10 protein-coding genes are annotated in these 15,542 nt (G+C 71.6%); 4 read left to right on the plus strand and 6 right to left on the minus strand.

Translation table 11 applies throughout. From position 1 onward, the window contains the following. The first annotated feature begins 288 nt into the window (after positions 1 to 288). Positions 289 to 4,368 (plus strand): non-ribosomal peptide synthetase, encoded by a 4,080-nt coding sequence (locus tag AZE13_RS13350; RefSeq protein WP_066930672.1) that lies wholly within the window; start codon positions 289 to 291, stop codon positions 4,366 to 4,368. A 169-nt stretch (positions 4,369 to 4,537) separates the two neighbouring features. Here AZE13_RS13350 and AZE13_RS13355 read toward each other — a convergent pair whose 3' ends face one another. Continuing rightward, positions 4,538 to 4,813, minus strand: coding sequence for a hypothetical protein (locus tag AZE13_RS13355; protein WP_066930673.1), 276 nt, complete (start codon positions 4,811 to 4,813; stop codon positions 4,538 to 4,540). Positions 4,814 to 5,074: 261 nt separating this feature from the next. On the opposite strand from AZE13_RS13355, the gene recQ reads away from it, so the two are divergent. Then, entirely contained in the window at positions 5,075 to 7,108 is a 2,034-nt protein-coding gene (gene recQ, locus AZE13_RS13360) for a DNA helicase RecQ (RefSeq protein ID WP_066930674.1), read from the plus strand. A gap of 56 nt (positions 7,109 to 7,164) precedes the next feature. Here the strand turns inward: recQ and AZE13_RS13365 are convergent, their stop codons facing one another. Then, positions 7,165 to 8,445 carry a sensor histidine kinase gene (locus AZE13_RS13365; protein WP_066930675.1) on the minus strand — a complete coding sequence of 427 codons (1,281 nt, stop codon included), beginning with the start codon at positions 8,443 to 8,445 and terminating at the stop codon, positions 7,165 to 7,167. Beyond that, a complete protein-coding gene (locus tag AZE13_RS13370; protein ID WP_181690340.1) occupies positions 8,442 to 9,134 on the minus strand; it encodes a hypothetical protein in 693 nt (230 codons plus the stop codon). Before AZE13_RS13370 ends, AZE13_RS13365 begins: the two co-directional genes overlap by 4 nt. A gap of 268 nt (positions 9,135 to 9,402) precedes the next feature. On the opposite strand from AZE13_RS13370, the gene AZE13_RS13375 reads away from it, so the two are divergent. After that, on the plus strand, positions 9,403 to 9,693 hold the full coding sequence (locus AZE13_RS13375) for a hypothetical protein (protein WP_066930676.1): 291 nt from the start codon (positions 9,403 to 9,405) through the stop codon (positions 9,691 to 9,693). A gap of 59 nt (positions 9,694 to 9,752) precedes the next feature. Here AZE13_RS13375 and AZE13_RS13380 read toward each other — a convergent pair whose 3' ends face one another. Further along, a complete protein-coding gene (locus tag AZE13_RS13380; RefSeq protein ID WP_066930678.1) occupies positions 9,753 to 10,586 on the minus strand; it encodes an isocitrate lyase/phosphoenolpyruvate mutase family protein in 834 nt (277 codons plus the stop codon). Positions 10,587 to 10,889: 303 nt separating this feature from the next. On the opposite strand from AZE13_RS13380, the gene AZE13_RS36335 reads away from it, so the two are divergent. Continuing rightward, positions 10,890 to 11,207: a hypothetical protein gene (locus AZE13_RS36335; protein ID WP_147264660.1), complete on the plus strand. Its 318-nt coding sequence runs from the start codon at positions 10,890 to 10,892 to the stop codon at positions 11,205 to 11,207. A gap of 197 nt (positions 11,208 to 11,404) precedes the next feature. Here AZE13_RS36335 and AZE13_RS13390 read toward each other — a convergent pair whose 3' ends face one another. Together AZE13_RS13390 and AZE13_RS13395 are read right to left on the minus strand one after the other, a co-directional pair. Further along, a complete protein-coding gene (locus AZE13_RS13390) occupies positions 11,405 to 12,943 on the minus strand; it encodes a glycosyltransferase family 39 protein (RefSeq protein WP_258527782.1) in 1,539 nt (512 codons plus the stop codon). Further along, positions 12,940 to 15,489 carry a D-alanyl-D-alanine carboxypeptidase family protein gene (locus AZE13_RS13395; protein ID WP_066930682.1) on the minus strand — a complete coding sequence of 850 codons (2,550 nt, stop codon included), beginning with the start codon at positions 15,487 to 15,489 and terminating at the stop codon, positions 12,940 to 12,942. Before AZE13_RS13395 ends, AZE13_RS13390 begins: the two co-directional genes overlap by 4 nt. Positions 15,490 to 15,542 lie beyond the last annotated feature (53 nt).

The following is a 15,542-nucleotide window of genomic DNA, read 5'->3' on the forward strand; positions in this document are numbered from 1 at the left end:
ATGGTCGTCCCAGACCTTCTCCGCGAGTGTCCTACCCATCGCTTTCCCTCCGCGTACGGAACATTCCTGTCACACTCGGCGAGGCTAGGTACCGGCCTCCCTGTACTGTCCTTGATCGGTCCTCGCCCCACCCGGAACGCCCGAGGTGCCGATCCGGCACCTCTCGACGGGGGTTGCGATTCAGGTTGCCCTGTGTTTCCGTTTGAAAAGCCATCCGGCGCGCCACGCCAATTTTTCTCGTTCGATACTTCTGCACTTCTGCACTATCGAGATACCGGGGGAGTCGTCATGACGGAGAGCGTCGAACCCTTTCCACTGACCGATCTGCAGCATGCGTATGTCGTGGGCGAGTTGGGCGGAGCGGATGATCCGGCGCCGGCCCTCCTCTGCCAGGAGTACGCATTCGGGCCCGGTGTCACCCCTGATCAGCGGCGGCTCGTCGAGGCCCTGGCGAGACTCCGGGAAACCCACCCGGCGCTGCGCCTTCGCATGCGCCCCGAGGGCGTGCAGGATTACGCCCCGGCCGGCTCCGAAGAAAATCCACTGGTATCCACCAGCGACCTGACGGGGCACTCGGCGGAAAGCGCCCTGAACATCCTCCAGGAATTACGTTCAGCGCTTCCCTTTGATATCCCTCCGCACACTGCGGGGTGCCCCTTTCTGATCCGTCTGGTACTGCTTCCCGACGGCACCTCGCACCTGCAGATCGCACTGCGGCTCACCGTATTCGACGGGACCACCACTCCGCGTTTCTTCACCGAGCTCGGCCGGTGCTACGCGGACCCCGGCCACCGGCCGAAATCCTCCGCGCAGTCCTTCCACGGATTTGTCGATGAGCGGAGACGCGCCAAGGACACCGAGGCATACCAGGCCGCCGCGCGGTACTGGCATACGCGAGTGGAAACCCTGCCGCCCGCGTTCGAGCTGCCACGTCGCGCCGCCGGAGATACCGCGGCGGCGACGTCGCCGCTGCTGCTGCGACGTGCTCATCGACTGGATCCGGAGACCTGGCAGGCGTTTCAGCGGAACGCCGCGGCGATGCGGATGTCGCCGAGCGCCGCGCTGTTCTGCCTCTACACCGACTGCCTGCTGCGCTGGTCCGGTGGACGCGGCGGCACTCTCACCGTGCTCACCTCCCAGCGGACGCCGGAGACCGGCCCGGACGGGCGCCCGGGCGGCGAGCCGTTCTGGGGATGCGCCTCGAACACCGTACTGGTCGGCGTCGACGCCGGGGAGGGCTCCTTCGCGGAGCGCGGCCGGGCCCGCATGGCGGTGGCCTACACCGACTTCGCCGCGGCCGCGGTCTCCGGTGTGGAAGTCGGCAGAGCGGTGAACCGACGCACCGGGCACACCGGCAACCCCGCGCCTGTCGTGTTCAGTTCGGCCCTCGGCCTGGCAAGCGGCTCACCCCATGACTACCTGCTCCCGCTGCCCGGCGCGAAGCTCGTGCACAGCGCCCTGAGCACGCCGACCGTGCAGCTCGACCACCAGGTGTACGAGGAGGAGGGCGGGCTGGTCTGCAACTTCGACCACGCCGCCGCCGCTTACCCCGACGGTCTCGTCGACGACCTGGCCGAGCACCACCGGACTCGGCTGCTGGCGCTCGCCGGTGACCTCGCGGAGTGGAGCCGGACCGAGCCCAGCCCGCTGCCGGAACGCCAGCTCACCGACCGGCGCAGCGCCAACGCGACCGGATCATCGCTGCCCGAGGGCGCGCTCCACTCGTTCGTGCTGGAGGCCTTCGCCCGACGGCCCGCCGCCCCCGCCGTGCTGACCCGGAGCCGGTGCCTGGACCGGCGCGAGATCGACCGGCGCTCCCGGACGCTGGCCGCGCGACTGCGCCGGGCCGGAGTCGGCCGGGACCCGGAGCGCACCGACCTGGTGGCCGTGCGGCTGCCGAAGTCCCCGGAGCAGATCATCGCCGTCCTGGGCGTCCTGCGGGCCGGGGCCGCGTACCTGCCGATGGCGCCGAGCTGGCCCGCCGCGCGCGTCGAAGCGGTGCTCGAGCAGAGCGGGGCGGTGGCGCTGGTGGGGGATGCGGACGGCTGCGGGACTCGGGTGGCGGTGCTCCCGGTACCGGCGGACACCGCGGAACCGGAAGCGGAAGCGGCCGAGGGGCCGGAGGGTGCCGGGGCGTACGCGGCAGCCGACCCGGACCGCACCGCGTACGTCATCTACACCTCCGGGTCCACCGGCACCCCGAAGGGCGTGGTGCTCTCCCACCGGTCCGCCGTCAATACCCTGCGCGACCTGACCCGGCGCTTCGGGCTCACGCAGGAGGACCGGGTGCTCGCCGTCTCGTCACTCGCCTTCGATCTCTCGGTCTTCGACATCTTCGGCCTTCTCGGCGCCGGCGGATCCGTGATCATCCCCGAGGACGGCGGCGCGCCGGACCCCGAGGCGTGGGGCGCACTGTGCCGACGGCACGGCGCCACGGTGTGGAACTCGGTGCCCGCACTGCTCGATCTCACCCTCGAGTACCTCGGCGGCCGTGCGGCGGAGCTCCTCGGCTCGCTGCGGCTGATCATGCTGAGCGGCGACTGGGTACCGTTGCCGCTGCTGGAGCGGATCGCCCAGGTCTGCCCCGGCGCCAGGGTCGTCGCCCTGGGCGGTGCCACCGAGGCCGCCATCTGGTCCACCTGCTTCTGGACCGAGGAGCAGCCGGCCGGCTGGTCGAGCGTGCCGTACGGATATCCGCTCGCCAACCAGACCCTGCACGTGCTCGACGCGGACCTCGTCGACGTGCCCACCTGGGTACCCGGAGACCTGTACATCGGCGGGGCCGGTGTGGCCACCGGCTACCACCATGCCCCGGGCCTGGAGAAGGCGGCCTTCGTGCGGCACCCCGCGACCGGGGAGCGGCTCTACCGGACCGGTGACCGGGCCCGCTACCGGCCCGGCGGCATCCTGGAGTTCCTCGGGCGCCAGGACGACCAGGTGAAGGTCGGCGGGCACCGGATCGAACTGGGCGAGCTGGAGGCGCGGTTGGCCGCCCGGCCGGAGGTGGGCAGGGCCGTGGCAGTGGTGGCGGGCAGCGGGTCCCAGCCGTATCTCGTGGCGTTCGTGAGCCCGGCTCCCGGCGCGCGGCCCGACCCGGACCGGCTGCGCGCGGCGCTCGCGGCCGAGCTGCCCTCGTATATGGTCCCGGCCAGGGTCGTCGCGGTCGACGCGATCCCGCTCGGCGCCAACGGCAAGGTCGACCGGCACGCGCTGCTGGAGCAGTCGCCCCGCTCGCGGGCGACGCGGGCCCCGGCGGACGGTGTCCCACCGCGCACCGCCGCCGAGGCCACCCTGCTCGGGCTGTGGCGCGAACTGCTGGGCCCGGCCCCCCGCGGCGTCACCGACGACTTCTTCGCACTCGGCGGCAACTCCCTGGTGGCGGTACGCCTGTTCCACCGCATCGGCGAGGCTTTCGGCACCTCGCTGCCGCTGGGCACGCTGATGCGCGCACGGACCATCGCCGCCCAGGCGAAGGAGCTGGCGGCGGCAGCCGCGGCCGGTGGTTCCGCGGGCACCGGCTCCGAGCTGATCGCCCTGCGCGGCGGCGCGGGCGACGGCGACCTGCTGGTGCTGGTGCACCCGGTGGGCGGCGAGGTCCTCTGCTACCAGGAGCTGCTGCACGCCCTCGGCGCGGACCCGCGGTCCGCCGGAGCGCCCGTGTACGGGCTGCGGGCGCTGGGCCTGCTGCCGGGTGAACCGCTCGCCGGGAGCCTCGTGGAGATGGCGGCCGGCTATCGCGACCGCCTGCTGGACGAGCTGCCGGCCGGCCGGATCCACCTGGCGGGCTGGTCCATGGGAGGGACGGTGGCCGTGCAGCTGGCCGAGCTGCTGGCGGCGGCGGGCCGCCCGGCGGCCTCGGTGACCACGGTCGACGCCTTCACCGGAGCTCTCGCCGGTGCGCCGGCCGGGGAGCGTGAGCGGGCGGCCGGCTTCTTCTCGGACCTGACGGGGGGCGCCGATGTCGGCCCGCTGGTGCCGGAGCGGGCGCCAGGGACGGACCGGACGTCCTGGCTGTGCGAGACCGAGGCGGCCCTGCTCGCGGCGGGGTTGTTGCCACGCTCCATGGGCGGCGCGGAGCTGGACCGGATCTATACCGTCTACGCGAACAACTCCGCGATCCTGGCCGCCCATCGGGCCGACGGCAGGGCGGTCCGCGACCGGCTGACGATGGTCCGGGCGCGCGGCACGGGGCGCGATGTCTTCGCCGGGCTGATTCCGCTCGACGAGGCTCTGGGCGGCGGTACGGAGGGCCGGGGCGGGTCACGGCCGGTCTGGTTCGACGGTGTGGACCACCACTCCGTGATCGTCGGCGAGTCCGCCCGGACGCTGGCCGGGCTGCTGGCCGGGCGACTGGCGGGCCGGCGGTAGCGCGACGCCGCCCGGGCGGATCGAGCTGCACCGGGCGGCACCTTCGATTTCTGCGGAGTGGGTCCGGTGCCGGAGCGCCGCCCCGGGCACCGGACCCACTCCCCTTTTCCGGGTTTCCGTTGTTGCGTTGTTGCGTTGTTTCCGTTGTCTCGGTGTTGCGTTGGTTCCGTTACTTACCCATGCCGACGCTGTTGTTGCAGCCCATGCTCGAGCCGATCCCGGTGTGCTGCGCACCCGGAGCACCCTCGCCGTTGAGCGCGTTGCCCAACAGGCCGTTGAGGATGCCGACTTCACCGAGGACGTCGACGTTCAGGTCGTGCGACCGGCATGAGCTGCCGGACTTGATGGACGAGCCGTGGCCGTCGGCATAGGCGGTGCCGGCGCCAAGGAAGGTGACACTGCCGAGAGCGGTGACCACAACGGCAGCCGTACGAAGCTTGCTCATTTTCCCATCTCCGGAGGTTGAACGATTGCGATCGGTAGTCGATCGACTTCATGTGGTTACTGAAGGCTAATACGACATATCTCACAATCAGTCAGCGACGCGCCGAAATGTCTGCGATGTCCTCTCTGTGGCGCGACGTTCCCACTCACGCCCACGGCCGTGACCTCCCCACTACCACCCCGCCCCTTGGACAGCCGGTCTCCGCGGCGGAGTTATCCACAGGGGCCACAGGGGAGGGCGTGGAGCTCGTAGGCTTCTGGAATGGCTCTGGCGGACGTGGAAGTGGTCGTGGACATGGATGTGGAAGACGCTCCGGGGACGAGCGAGGCGGTGCAGGTGCTGCGCCGGGTCTTCGGGTACGACGCGTTCCGCGGCAGTCAGCAGGAGATCATCGAGCACGTCATAGGGGGCGGGGACGCGGTCGTCCTGATGCCGACCGGTGGCGGCAAGTCGCTCTGCTACCAGATTCCCGCGCTGGCCAGGAGCGGTGTCGGCGTGGTGATCTCGCCGCTGATCGCATTGATGCAGGACCAGGTCGACGCGTTGCGCGCGCTGGGTGTGCGGGCCGGCTTCCTGAATTCGACACAGGATCTGGAGGAGCGGCGGCTGGTCGAGGCCGAGTTCCTGGCCGGGGAGCTGGATCTGCTGTATCTGGCACCGGAGCGGCTGCGGGTCGAGCAGACGCTGAGCCTGCTGGACCGCGGCAAGGTCTCGCTCTTCGCGATCGACGAGGCACACTGTGTCGCACAGTGGGGGCACGACTTCCGGCCCGACTACCTGGCGCTGTCGATGCTGCACGAGCGCTGGCCCGAGGTGCCGCGCATCGCGCTGACCGCCACCGCGACCGAGGCCACCCATACCGAGATCACCAACCGGCTGCGGATGGCGGACGCCCGGCACTTCGTGGCCAGCTTCGACCGGCCGAACATCCAGTACCGGATCGCGGCGAAGAGCGAGCCGAAGAAGCAGCTGCTGGAGCTGCTGCGCGGGGAGCACGCCGGGGAGGCGGGGATCGTCTACTGCCTGTCGCGGGCGTCGGTGGAGAAGACCGCGCAGTTCCTCGTGGACAACGGGATCCCCGCGGTGCCGTACCACGCGGGGCTCGACGCCGGCACCCGTGCGCGGAACCAGGCGCGCTTCCTGCGGGAGGACGGGCTGGTCGTGGTCGCCACGATCGCGTTCGGGATGGGGATCGACAAGCCGGATGTGCGGTTCGTGGCGCATCTGGATCTGCCGAAGTCCGTGGAGGGCTACTACCAGGAGACCGGACGCGCGGGACGGGACGGCCTGCCGTCGACGGCCTGGCTGGCGTACGGGCTCCAGGACGTGGTGCAGCAGCGGAAGCTGATCGACGGGTCGGAGGGGGACGAGGCGCACCGGCGGCGGCTGTCGGCCCATCTCGACGCGATGCTGGCGCTGTGCGAGACGGTGCAGTGCCGGCGGGTCCGGCTGCTGGCCTACTTCGGCCAGGAGAGCAGTGCGTGCGGCAACTGCGATACGTGCCTGACCCCGCCGCAGACCTGGGACGGCACGGTCGCCGCGCAGAAGCTGCTGTCGACGGTCGTACGGCTCCAGCGCGAGCGGGGGCAGAAGTTCGGGGCCGGGCAGATCATCGACATCCTCCTGGGGAAGAAGACCGCGAAGGTCATCCAGTTCGATCACGACGCGCTGAGCGTCTTCGGGGTGGGCGCCGACCTTCGGGAGGCCGAATGGCGGGGCGTGGTAAGGCAGTTGCTGGCGCAGGGCCTGCTCGCCGTCGAGGGTGAGTACGGCACGCTGGTGCTCACCGAGACCAGCGGCGAGGTGCTGCGCGGTGCGCGCGAGGTGCCGATGCGCCGGGAGCCGGAGAAGGCGGCGCGCGCGGCCAAGGCGCAGGCGAAGGCGAAGGGCAAGCGGGCGCCGGTGGACCTGCCCGAGGAGGCCCGGCCGGTCTTCGAGGCGCTGCGCGGCTGGCGGGCCCGTACCGCCAAGGAGCAGGGCGTGCCCGCGTATGTGATCTTCCACGATGCGACGCTGCGGGAGATCGCCATGCTCCGGCCGACGACGACGGCCGAGCTGGGCACGGTCAACGGGGTCGGCGAGAACAAGCTGGTGAAGTACGGGCAGCCGATCCTGGACGTACTGGCGGGAAGGGAGCACGGCGGCGGAGAAGGAGACGGAGACGGAGGAGGAGCAGCAGCGGGCGGAGGCGCGGGGGACGGAAGCGGAGCCGGTGCCTCGGCGGGTGAGGACGAAGCGCTGCCGGAGCCGCCGGACGACCTGGCTCCGGACGACCTGGACGCCATCGACTGGTGAGTGCCGAGTGGTGAGTCCCGAGCGCCTGCGGTGAGCCGGGGGTGAGTGCCCTCGGGTCACGGCGGGGCGGCGGAGGAGCCGTGCGCCAGGTACAGGGTGGCGCGGGCGCCGCCGTCCGGGGCGTTGGAGAAGCACAGGTCGATACCGAGGACGGCGGCCTGGCCGACGGCGATGGTCAGGCCCAGGCCGTGCCCCTTGCCGCGGCCGGGTGCGTCGGTGCGGAAGCGCCGTGGGCCGTGGTGCAGCAGATCGTCGGGGTAGCCGGGGCCGTGGTCACGTACCTCGACGGTGGGGAGACCGCCGGGCGGGGCGTCGACGGTGACGACGACCGGCGGCCGGCCGTGCCGGTGGGCGTTGAGGACGAGGTTGCCGACGATGCGGTCGAGGCGCCGCCGGTCCGTTTCGACGACGGTCTCGGAGACGATCCGTACCTCGGTGTCGAGGCCGGTGGCGCGCACCGCGCGCTCGATCAGCGCCCCCAGTTCGTACGCGCCGAAGTCGGCGCGCTCGGTGCCGGAGTCCAGCCGGGAGATCTCCAGCAGGTCCTCGGTGAGGCGGTGCAGCGCCCGCAGCCGGTCGATGATCATCTCCTTGGGCCGTCCCTCCGGGAGCAGCTCGGCCGCGGCGAGGGTGCCGGTGAGCGGCGTACGGAGCTCATGGGCGACGTCGGCGGTGAAGCGCTGCTCGGCCTGCAAGCGGCTCTGCAGGGAGCCGGCCACGGAGTCCAGGGCCGCGGCCACCGCCGCCACCTCGTCCTGCCCCGCCGGACCGCGGCCCGGTCGCCGCAGGTCCTCCCCGTCGCCGACCCGGGCGTCCAGATCCCCGGCCGTGATCCGGCGCGCCACCGCCGCCGTGGTGGCCAGCCGGCGGCTCATGCGGTGGGCCAGGAGCAGCCCGGCGAGGGTGACGGCCGTGGCGGCGAGCACGGCCGAGCCCAGGATGACGGTGTCGAGCTCCTCCAGGGAGTGCCGGGTATTGGCGTACGAGTGCCAGACGGCCAGCACCCGGCCGCCGGCGGGCGCCGCCGCCCACATGACGGGCCGGTCCCGGTACGTACCGACCATCGTGCCGCGCTGCCCGGAGCGCACCAACCGGCCCAGTCCGGCGGGCAGTTCGGCCGGATCGAGCAGGGGGTTGACGCCCTCGCGCGAGGTGCCGTACTCGAAGGCGTCCAGCGCGGTATCGAGGTTCTCGCGGGTCTCCTTGCGGATGTCGGCGACGATGTGCCGGGCCACCTCGTTGTGCACGAGGACGCCGAACACGGCGGCGACCGCGCAGCTCACCGCCATCACGGTCAGCGCGATCTTCCAGCGGACGGAGACCGCCGGGAACCTCATGGGCCGCCGCCGGCCGGACCGCCGCCGGCCGGACCGCCGCCGGACGGACCGCCACCGGCCGGCCGGGTCCCGCGCACCTGCCGAGTCAGGTGCTTGCGGGGATCGTCGAGCGTGAGGTCCCACAGGGCCATCGAGTCGCCGTCCCAGACGTAGTCGGTGACGGCGACATAGCGCGGGTCCTTGGTGGGCTCCCGGACGGAGAGGTGCCCGGCCGCCAGCTCGACCCCGGCCAGCACCGCGCGCAGCACCAGCACCCGGGTCACCACGGCGTGCTGGACGCTGTAGACGCGCAGCTCGCTGTTGCGGGGGTCGAGGTCGACGGCGGTGATCAGATCCGGCTTGCCGTCACCCGTCAGGTCGTGCAGTACGGGGCGGCGTACCGCCTTGGGGGCGGGCGGCCGCCGCCCCTCCGCGGTGAGGTCCGCGGCGACGACGGCGAGCGGGTCCGCGTCCGCCATGCTGCCGCTGGGGACGCGCGGCACGCCCCGTACCGGCTTGCGGGCGGTCGGGCTGTCCTCCCGGGCGAGCGGGGCGGGCGACGAGCCCGGCCACAGCGCGAGCGGCGCCTTGACGTCCCTGGCGCGCCCGTCGCTCTCCAGCCCCTCCGGACCGGCACAGGCGGCGAGGAGCGGGAGCAGCGGGAGGGACAGGAGGGGCAGGAGAACCAGGAGGCACGGGGACCGTCGCATCTCGTCGCCACCGCCTCCGTCGTCGTCGCGCCCACGCCCGTACGGCCACACCTCCGCACCTCCGCACACCCACACACCCGCATATCCGCACACCCGTACGGTCATTCGGCCCGGAGCTTCATCGTCAGGAGGCTTCGTCACAGGGCCGATCGCAGAGATCTTGCTGACTGTTACACAACATATGGGTGGCCGTTAAGGACGCTCCGTACCGTGGTGTGCCGTAACTCACCCCTATGGCGGCGAGCGCCGCCCCCGACGAGGAGCACCCATGCGGGCCCAGCGCCGCCACATGATCCGTACCGCCACCGTCGCGACCGGTGCGCTGGCCGTCCTGCTGCTTCCCGCAGGTGCCGCCTCCGCCGCCGACACCGCCGCGCACACGGAGAGCCGGACGTCGATCATGCTGCCCGACAACGGGCTGGCCGGACTGGCCGAGAAGGCCGGCCAGCTGCCCAAGGCCGGACTGATCGGTGGCGCGGGCGCGCTGGGCGTGGCCGGTGCGGTCGTCGCCGTGCAGCGCCGGCGGCAGAGCGGCCACAGCAGCGGCCATCAGGCCTGAGCGGCCCGCCGCCGAGCCCCCTGCTTCCCTGCTTCGCCCCCACTCTCCCCTGCTCCTCCCTATTCCTCCCCCGCCAGCCGCTGCACGTCCTCGTACCCCAGCACCTCGCCACCCGTCCCCGTGACATCCGGCAGTTCCCGCTCCGAGCCGATGGCCTCCGCCGCCCCGAGCATCGCCTGCAGGGCGGTACGGAAGAGCAGTGAGCCGGTGCTGATACGGCGAACGCCGAGCTCCGCGAGCCGGCTGACGGTGTGTCGCCCCGGGGCGAAGAGGATGTTCAGCGGCGCCGGGATCTCGGCGACCAGTACCGACACGTCCGCGTCGGCGACGACTCCCGGGACGAAGATGCCGTCCGCGCCCGCGGCCAGATAGCTCTCGGCGCGCGAGAGCGTCGCCGAGAGCGGCGGCGGGGCGTCCACCCGCCAGTGGGTGTCGACCCGGGCGTTCAGGAAGAGCCCCGGTGCGCGCTCCTTCGCCGCGCTGATCAACTCGGCCTGACGGACCGGGTCCTGCAGCCCCGCACCACCGGGCAGCCCGTCCTCCAGGTTGAGGCCGGCCGCCCCGCACTCCGCCAACTCGCCTGCGATTGCGGCGACTTGGGCCGCGTCTCCGGCGTATCCGCTCTCGATGTCGACGGTGTACGGGCACGGCAGCCGGCCGTTGAGCCGCCGCGCCAGGGCCAGGGTCGCCTCGCGGACTTCGGTGAGGCCGCGGCCGTCCGGCCAGCCATGGGCCGAGGCGACGCCCAGACTCGTCGTACCGACCGCCGCGTACCCGGCTCCGGCCAGAGCGGCGGCCGAGGCGACATCCCAGGCGTTGGGCAGCAGCAGGGGCCGGTCGGCGTGGTGCAGCGCATGGAAATGGAAGGTGGCGTACTCCGGGGAGGTGCTCATACGGGCACCGTAGGCATGTCTCCCTGCGGTAGCCAGCCGAGACTCGCGGCGAACAAGGGAGTCATGACCACTCCGGCGTACAGCCCTCACCCACAGCCCCCCGAGCACACGCGGCCGACCCCGCACCTCACCGGGTGGCCCCGGCCCGCACTCCGGGCGCCCACCGGGACCAGAAATGCCATACCCAAGTGCACAAATCACCCATAAACGCCGATGTCAATACCCGCTGCTTTATGGTTGTTTGAATCCCCTGCCCGGTATACAGTCGACCAAGATCAACAAGAACACCGGGAAAGGCTTCACATGAAGTCCAAGTGGATTTTCGCCGCTGCTGGCGCCATGACCGCCACCACGCTTCTCTTTTCCGCGCCGGCGGCGAGCGCTGCCTCCAAGGCCACAAAAATCTCGTTCACCACCGATGGCACCCGCATACGGGCGAAGCTCGACATCAACTCCTCTGTCGCGGGGCTCGGATACAAGAGCCACTCGGTCACCGGGTACTGCCAGGGCCTGGCAGGAGACGCCTGGATGGTGAAGCTCAAGGACAACACCACTGGGGTAAGCGGCTGGTCCTACATCGGCAACCTGTCAGGCTGGAACAATCTCCCGTACTGCGGCTGAATTCCCTTCCCGCGAACGTCGACGTGTGAGCCTTGACCGGTCGCGAGGGACGCCGCGAGGGGGCCGTCAGTAAACTGACGGCCCCCTCGCCGGTTTTTCACAAGGAAACCTCTGTCGGCCAGAATTCCCCTCTCGACCGGAGATTCTCGGCCACACCGCCATACCGCCATACCGGCACAGGCCGACGGCGCCCCGTCTCAGCAGTCTCCCGCATCGCCACCTTCCGTGCCGCCTCCTGCCCGTGCGTAGAGCGTTACCCGGGCCCCCCGCACCTCCGTGGTGCCACACACTACGAACGCCGAACGCAGCGTGGCCCGCTTGGCGATCTCCTCGTCACTGTTGTCGGCCGGCTGCCCGGCCGGGTCCCCGGCGACCACGATGCGGCGGCTGGCCAGCATCCGGCCCCGGACCTCGTCACCGGACAGCTCTGTTCCGTAGAGCGTGCGGGACGTCGACGGGCTCTCGGCCAGGGCAAGATCGCGCAGTCCACGGAAGTCGTGCGGCCGGGTCGCCATCCAGATCCGGCGCCGGGACGGCATGAAGAGCAGGCCGTCTCCCGGCTCAGCGACCTTCCGTACGGCCTGGGCGACCGCGGTGACGTCGTCGACCCGGCTGTCCGGGCTGCGGAGATGAACGTCGACGGGGAGCAGAGCCGCCAGGACCAACGCCACGGCCGCCACCCGGCGCAGCCGCCGGGTGCGGGTCTGGCCCTGCTCACCGGCCGGGCGGAGCAGCCGGGCCAGGGCCGCACCCGCGAGCAGCGCGAATCCGGCGACGTAGTACAGGACATAGCGGTCGACGTAGGCCGGTTGTAGGTGGGAGAGCAGGAGCAGCAGCAGAGTGGGGAGCAGGAGCAGGGGAACGGCCAGGTCACGCAGGCTGATCGGGCCGGACGGGGGTACCTCCCGACGGGGGAGCGCCCGGACGCGGGCGCAGGCGAGGCCGAGGGCCGCGAGCACGGCGAAGGTCAGCAGCTGAACCGGGTCCGGCCACATCAGCCAGCTGATCTGCGCGGACTGCCGGGTGCTGTAGACCGCGAGCGGAGCCAGTCCGGCGAGGACGGCGGCCGCGCACAGCGCCCAGGCACGCCGTACGCGGCGGGGCAGCCGGGCGAAGACCACCGCGGCGCCGTGCGCGGGCAGCGCCAGACACGCGAACTCGTGCAGCAGACAGGCGAACAGCATCAGCGCCGTATAGCCCAGCCACAGCCTCCGGCGGGGACGGGCGGCGGCCCGCACCAGCAGGTAACCGGCCCAGACGACCAGGGCGCAGACGATCGCGTAGGAGCGCCCTTCCTGCGCGTACTGCTGCATGAGCGGGATCACCGCGAAGGTCAGGCCGGCGAACAGTCCCGCCCGCCGGCCGGCCAGCCGTCGGCCGAGCAGGGCCACACCCGCCGCGGCGGCGGTCATCGCGGCCACGGACGGCAGCCGCAGGCCGATCGCCGCGCCGAAGTCCCCGTCGAGGGTGGCGTCGTAGAGGCGGAACCAGACGTGCATCAGCGCGTAGTACGCGCCGTGGACGACATCGACGTGCTGGAGCGTGGCCCACAGGTCGGCCAGGCCGCGGTGGGCCATGTCGTACGTGGCCGCCTCGTCCCGCCAGATGGCTTCCCGCCGGCGGATCCCCCACGCCCCCAGGAGCAGCATCAGCCCGGAGGGCATCAGCCATACGGCGGTGCTCTGCGCCGCCCGGACGCCACGGGCGCCACGGGCGGCGATGGTGGTGCCGCTCACCCCAGCCTGGTCAGCTTCGCTCCGAACGTCGGCGCGACGAGGTCCTTCTGCAGGGCCACCGGCACCGTCTGGGCGCTCGCGCCTGTGCCGACCGTCAGCACGCCGACCTGGGTGCCGGCCTTGGCCTCGTGCGGGACGGTCTTGCCGCCGTCGCCGAGGCTCATCTCCAGCTTCTGGCCCGGGACTCCCACCGCGTTCAGGTCCTTGGTGGCGACGACCGGCGTCAGCCCGTCCAGGCCGTCGTCGACGTAACCGACGACCTGGCCCTTCTTCACCGCCGTGGCCGAGGTCAGCGCGTTGCGCACCACTTCGATGACCTTCTTGCTGTTGTTCTTGACCATCTTGAGGCTGTTGAGGGCGTCGGGGTCCACGCCCGCGAAATGCTGGCCCATCATCGTGCCAAGGATCAGCCGGTCCTTGCCGTCCACTGTCTTGTAGGCCGCCCAGGACAGCGTGCCGCCGGCCGCCGAGCTGGAGCCGGTCTTGATGCCCTTGATGCTCAGCCCTGCCAGCAGCAGGTCGTCGTTGTTGTTGTTGATCCGCTCCGGCAGGCCCGGGATCTCGGCGTTGGGCATGGCGACGATCGGCCGGAAGGCGTCGAACTTCATGACGGCCTCGGCCAGCTTGAGCTGGTCGACGGCGGTGCTCACGGTCTTGGCGTCCAGACCGCTGGGGTCGGTGTAGGTGGTGTTCTTCATGCCGAGGTCCTTGGCGGCGACGTTCATCTTCTTGACGAATGCCGCCTCGTTGTCGGACTGGGTGTCCCAACGGGCCAGAAGCCGGGCGATGTTGTTGCCGGACGGGATCATCAACATCTTGAGCATGTCCTGCTCGCTGAACTTCTGCCCCGCCTTGAGCCCCTCGATCCGCGACTCGCTCTCGGATCCGCCCTCGTCCACCGCCTTGGCATCGACCTCGATGTCCGGGCCCTTCTCGTCCTTCTTGAGCGGGTGGTCCTTGAGGATGACGTAGGCCGTCATGATCTTGGCGACGCTCGCGGTGGGCACCGGCTTCTGCTCGCCGAACGTCCCCAGCTCGCCGGAGCCCACAACCTTGACTGCCGCCTGCCCCTTCTCGGGCCACGGGATGGACAGCTTGCCGCCCTCGAAGGTGAACGAGGACTTGGCGGCGCCGAAGGCGAGGGCAGGGTCGGGCAGCGGGCGCACCGACTGGACGACCACGAAGATGATCCCCAGCAGCGCCACCAGCGGGGTCCAGATCTTGACCCGGCGGACGATGGTGCGCATCGGCGTCTCGGCCGGCGGCGGGGTGTTGGTGAGCTTCGCCAGGAGGTCGAGCGGCGGCAGCGGCTCCTGCTTGGTCCGCTCCGACTCGGGCAGCGCGGCGGGCCCGGCGGCGCTCGCGGCACCGGTGGCCGCGCCGGCTCCGGCGGCGGCCGGCTTGGCGGGAGCGGCACCGGTGGCGGGCGGCAGAATCCCGGTGGCCGCGGCGCCACCGGACGCCTTGCCGGACGCCGCCTTACCGGTCTCCTTGCCGGATTCCTTGCCGGTCTCCTCCTTACCGGCCTTGCCGGAGGATCGGTCCGCGGGCTTCTGCCCGGCCGTGTCAGTGACCTTGTCAGTGACCTTGTCGGTGGCCTTGTCGGTGGCCTTCTCCGCGGCCTTGCCGGGGCCGGAGGCCGGGCCCGCGGTCTTGTCGGTGGCCTTGGCGGTCGTACGGGTCGGCGTCCGGGGCGCCGTCTTGCCCAGCGACTTGTCCGCGCTGCCGTCGTCCGCCGACTTCAGCGCCACGAACTGGCTGGTCCGCTCGGAGTCGCGCTCGGGAGCGTCCTCGGCGGCGGAGTCCTTGGCGGCGCCCGGCCCCTTCGCCACGCCGGAATCGGGAGCGTCCTTGCCCTCGCCCTTGGCCTCGTCCTTGCCCTTGGCCGGCGGGGCGATCTTGAACGTGGTGGTCGCCTGATCGACGGTCTCGGCCGAGGCGCCCTTCCCCTTGGTCTTGGCGATGGCAAACACACGGGTCGCGTCATCGACCGCCGACGCATCGTCCTCGGCCGCCTCGTCCTTACCGTCACCCTTGGCATCGGACGCCTCACCAGAGGTCTCACCGGACGTCGCGGCGACCGTCTCGGCTGCCGCCTCGGCAGGCCGGCCCTTCTGCCGCCCGACGGTCTTGAACACCGCGGTCGCCTTGTCGACGGCCTCGGACCCGGCGTCACTCCCGGCCCCGGACGCAGCTTCGGTGTCCGCGTCCGCGTCTGCGTCCGCGTCGGCTTCGGAGGTGGCCTCGGCCCGCTCCTCGCCCTCCGGCGCGGCCTTCACCTCAGCCTTCTCCTCGGCCTTCGGCTCCGCCGAGGCCGCCGCCTTCGCTTCCGCCTTCACTCCCGCCTTTGCGGGGGTACCCGCAGACGCCTCCGAAGCCTCGCCCCGCTCAGGCTCCGCCGACTCCTTCGCCGGTTCCTTCTCCGACTCCTTCGCCGGTCCGGCCGGCTCCCCTCGGAAGGCGGACAGGCGCGGATCACGTTCGCTCCGCGCCGTCTCCCCCGACGACTGCTTCTTGTCCGACTTGTCGGGGGACTCGCCCGCCACCGATGTCTCCTTCGTACGTCGCACTGCTGTCTGACCCAGTGTTCCCGAGTGTC

Source organism: Streptomyces sp. NBRC 110611 (assembly GCF_001590865.1).
GTDB lineage: Bacteria > Actinomycetota > Actinomycetes > Streptomycetales > Streptomycetaceae > Streptomyces.

Bases quoted from the DNA above. Each gene is read 5' to 3' on its own strand.
- AZE13_RS13365 (WP_066930675.1), bottom strand. From the start codon at position 8,445: ATGAGGTTCCCGGCGGTCTCCGTCCGCTGGAAGATCGCGCTGACCGTG.
- AZE13_RS36335 (WP_147264660.1), top strand. From the start codon at position 10,890: ATGAAGTCCAAGTGGATTTTCGCCGCTGCTGGCGCCATGACCGCCACC.
- AZE13_RS13350 (WP_066930672.1), top strand. From the start codon at position 289: ATGACGGAGAGCGTCGAACCCTTTCCACTGACCGATCTGCAGCATGCG.
- AZE13_RS13370 (WP_181690340.1), bottom strand. From the start codon at position 9,134: ATGCGACGGTCCCCGTGCCTCCTGGTTCTCCTGCCCCTCCTGTCCCTC.
- AZE13_RS13375 (WP_066930676.1), top strand. From the start codon at position 9,403: ATGCGGGCCCAGCGCCGCCACATGATCCGTACCGCCACCGTCGCGACC.
- recQ (WP_066930674.1), top strand. From the start codon at position 5,075: ATGGCTCTGGCGGACGTGGAAGTGGTCGTGGACATGGATGTGGAAGAC.
- AZE13_RS13380 (WP_066930678.1), bottom strand. From the start codon at position 10,586: ATGAGCACCTCCCCGGAGTACGCCACCTTCCATTTCCATGCGCTGCAC.
- AZE13_RS13355 (WP_066930673.1), bottom strand. From the start codon at position 4,813: ATGAGCAAGCTTCGTACGGCTGCCGTTGTGGTCACCGCTCTCGGCAGT.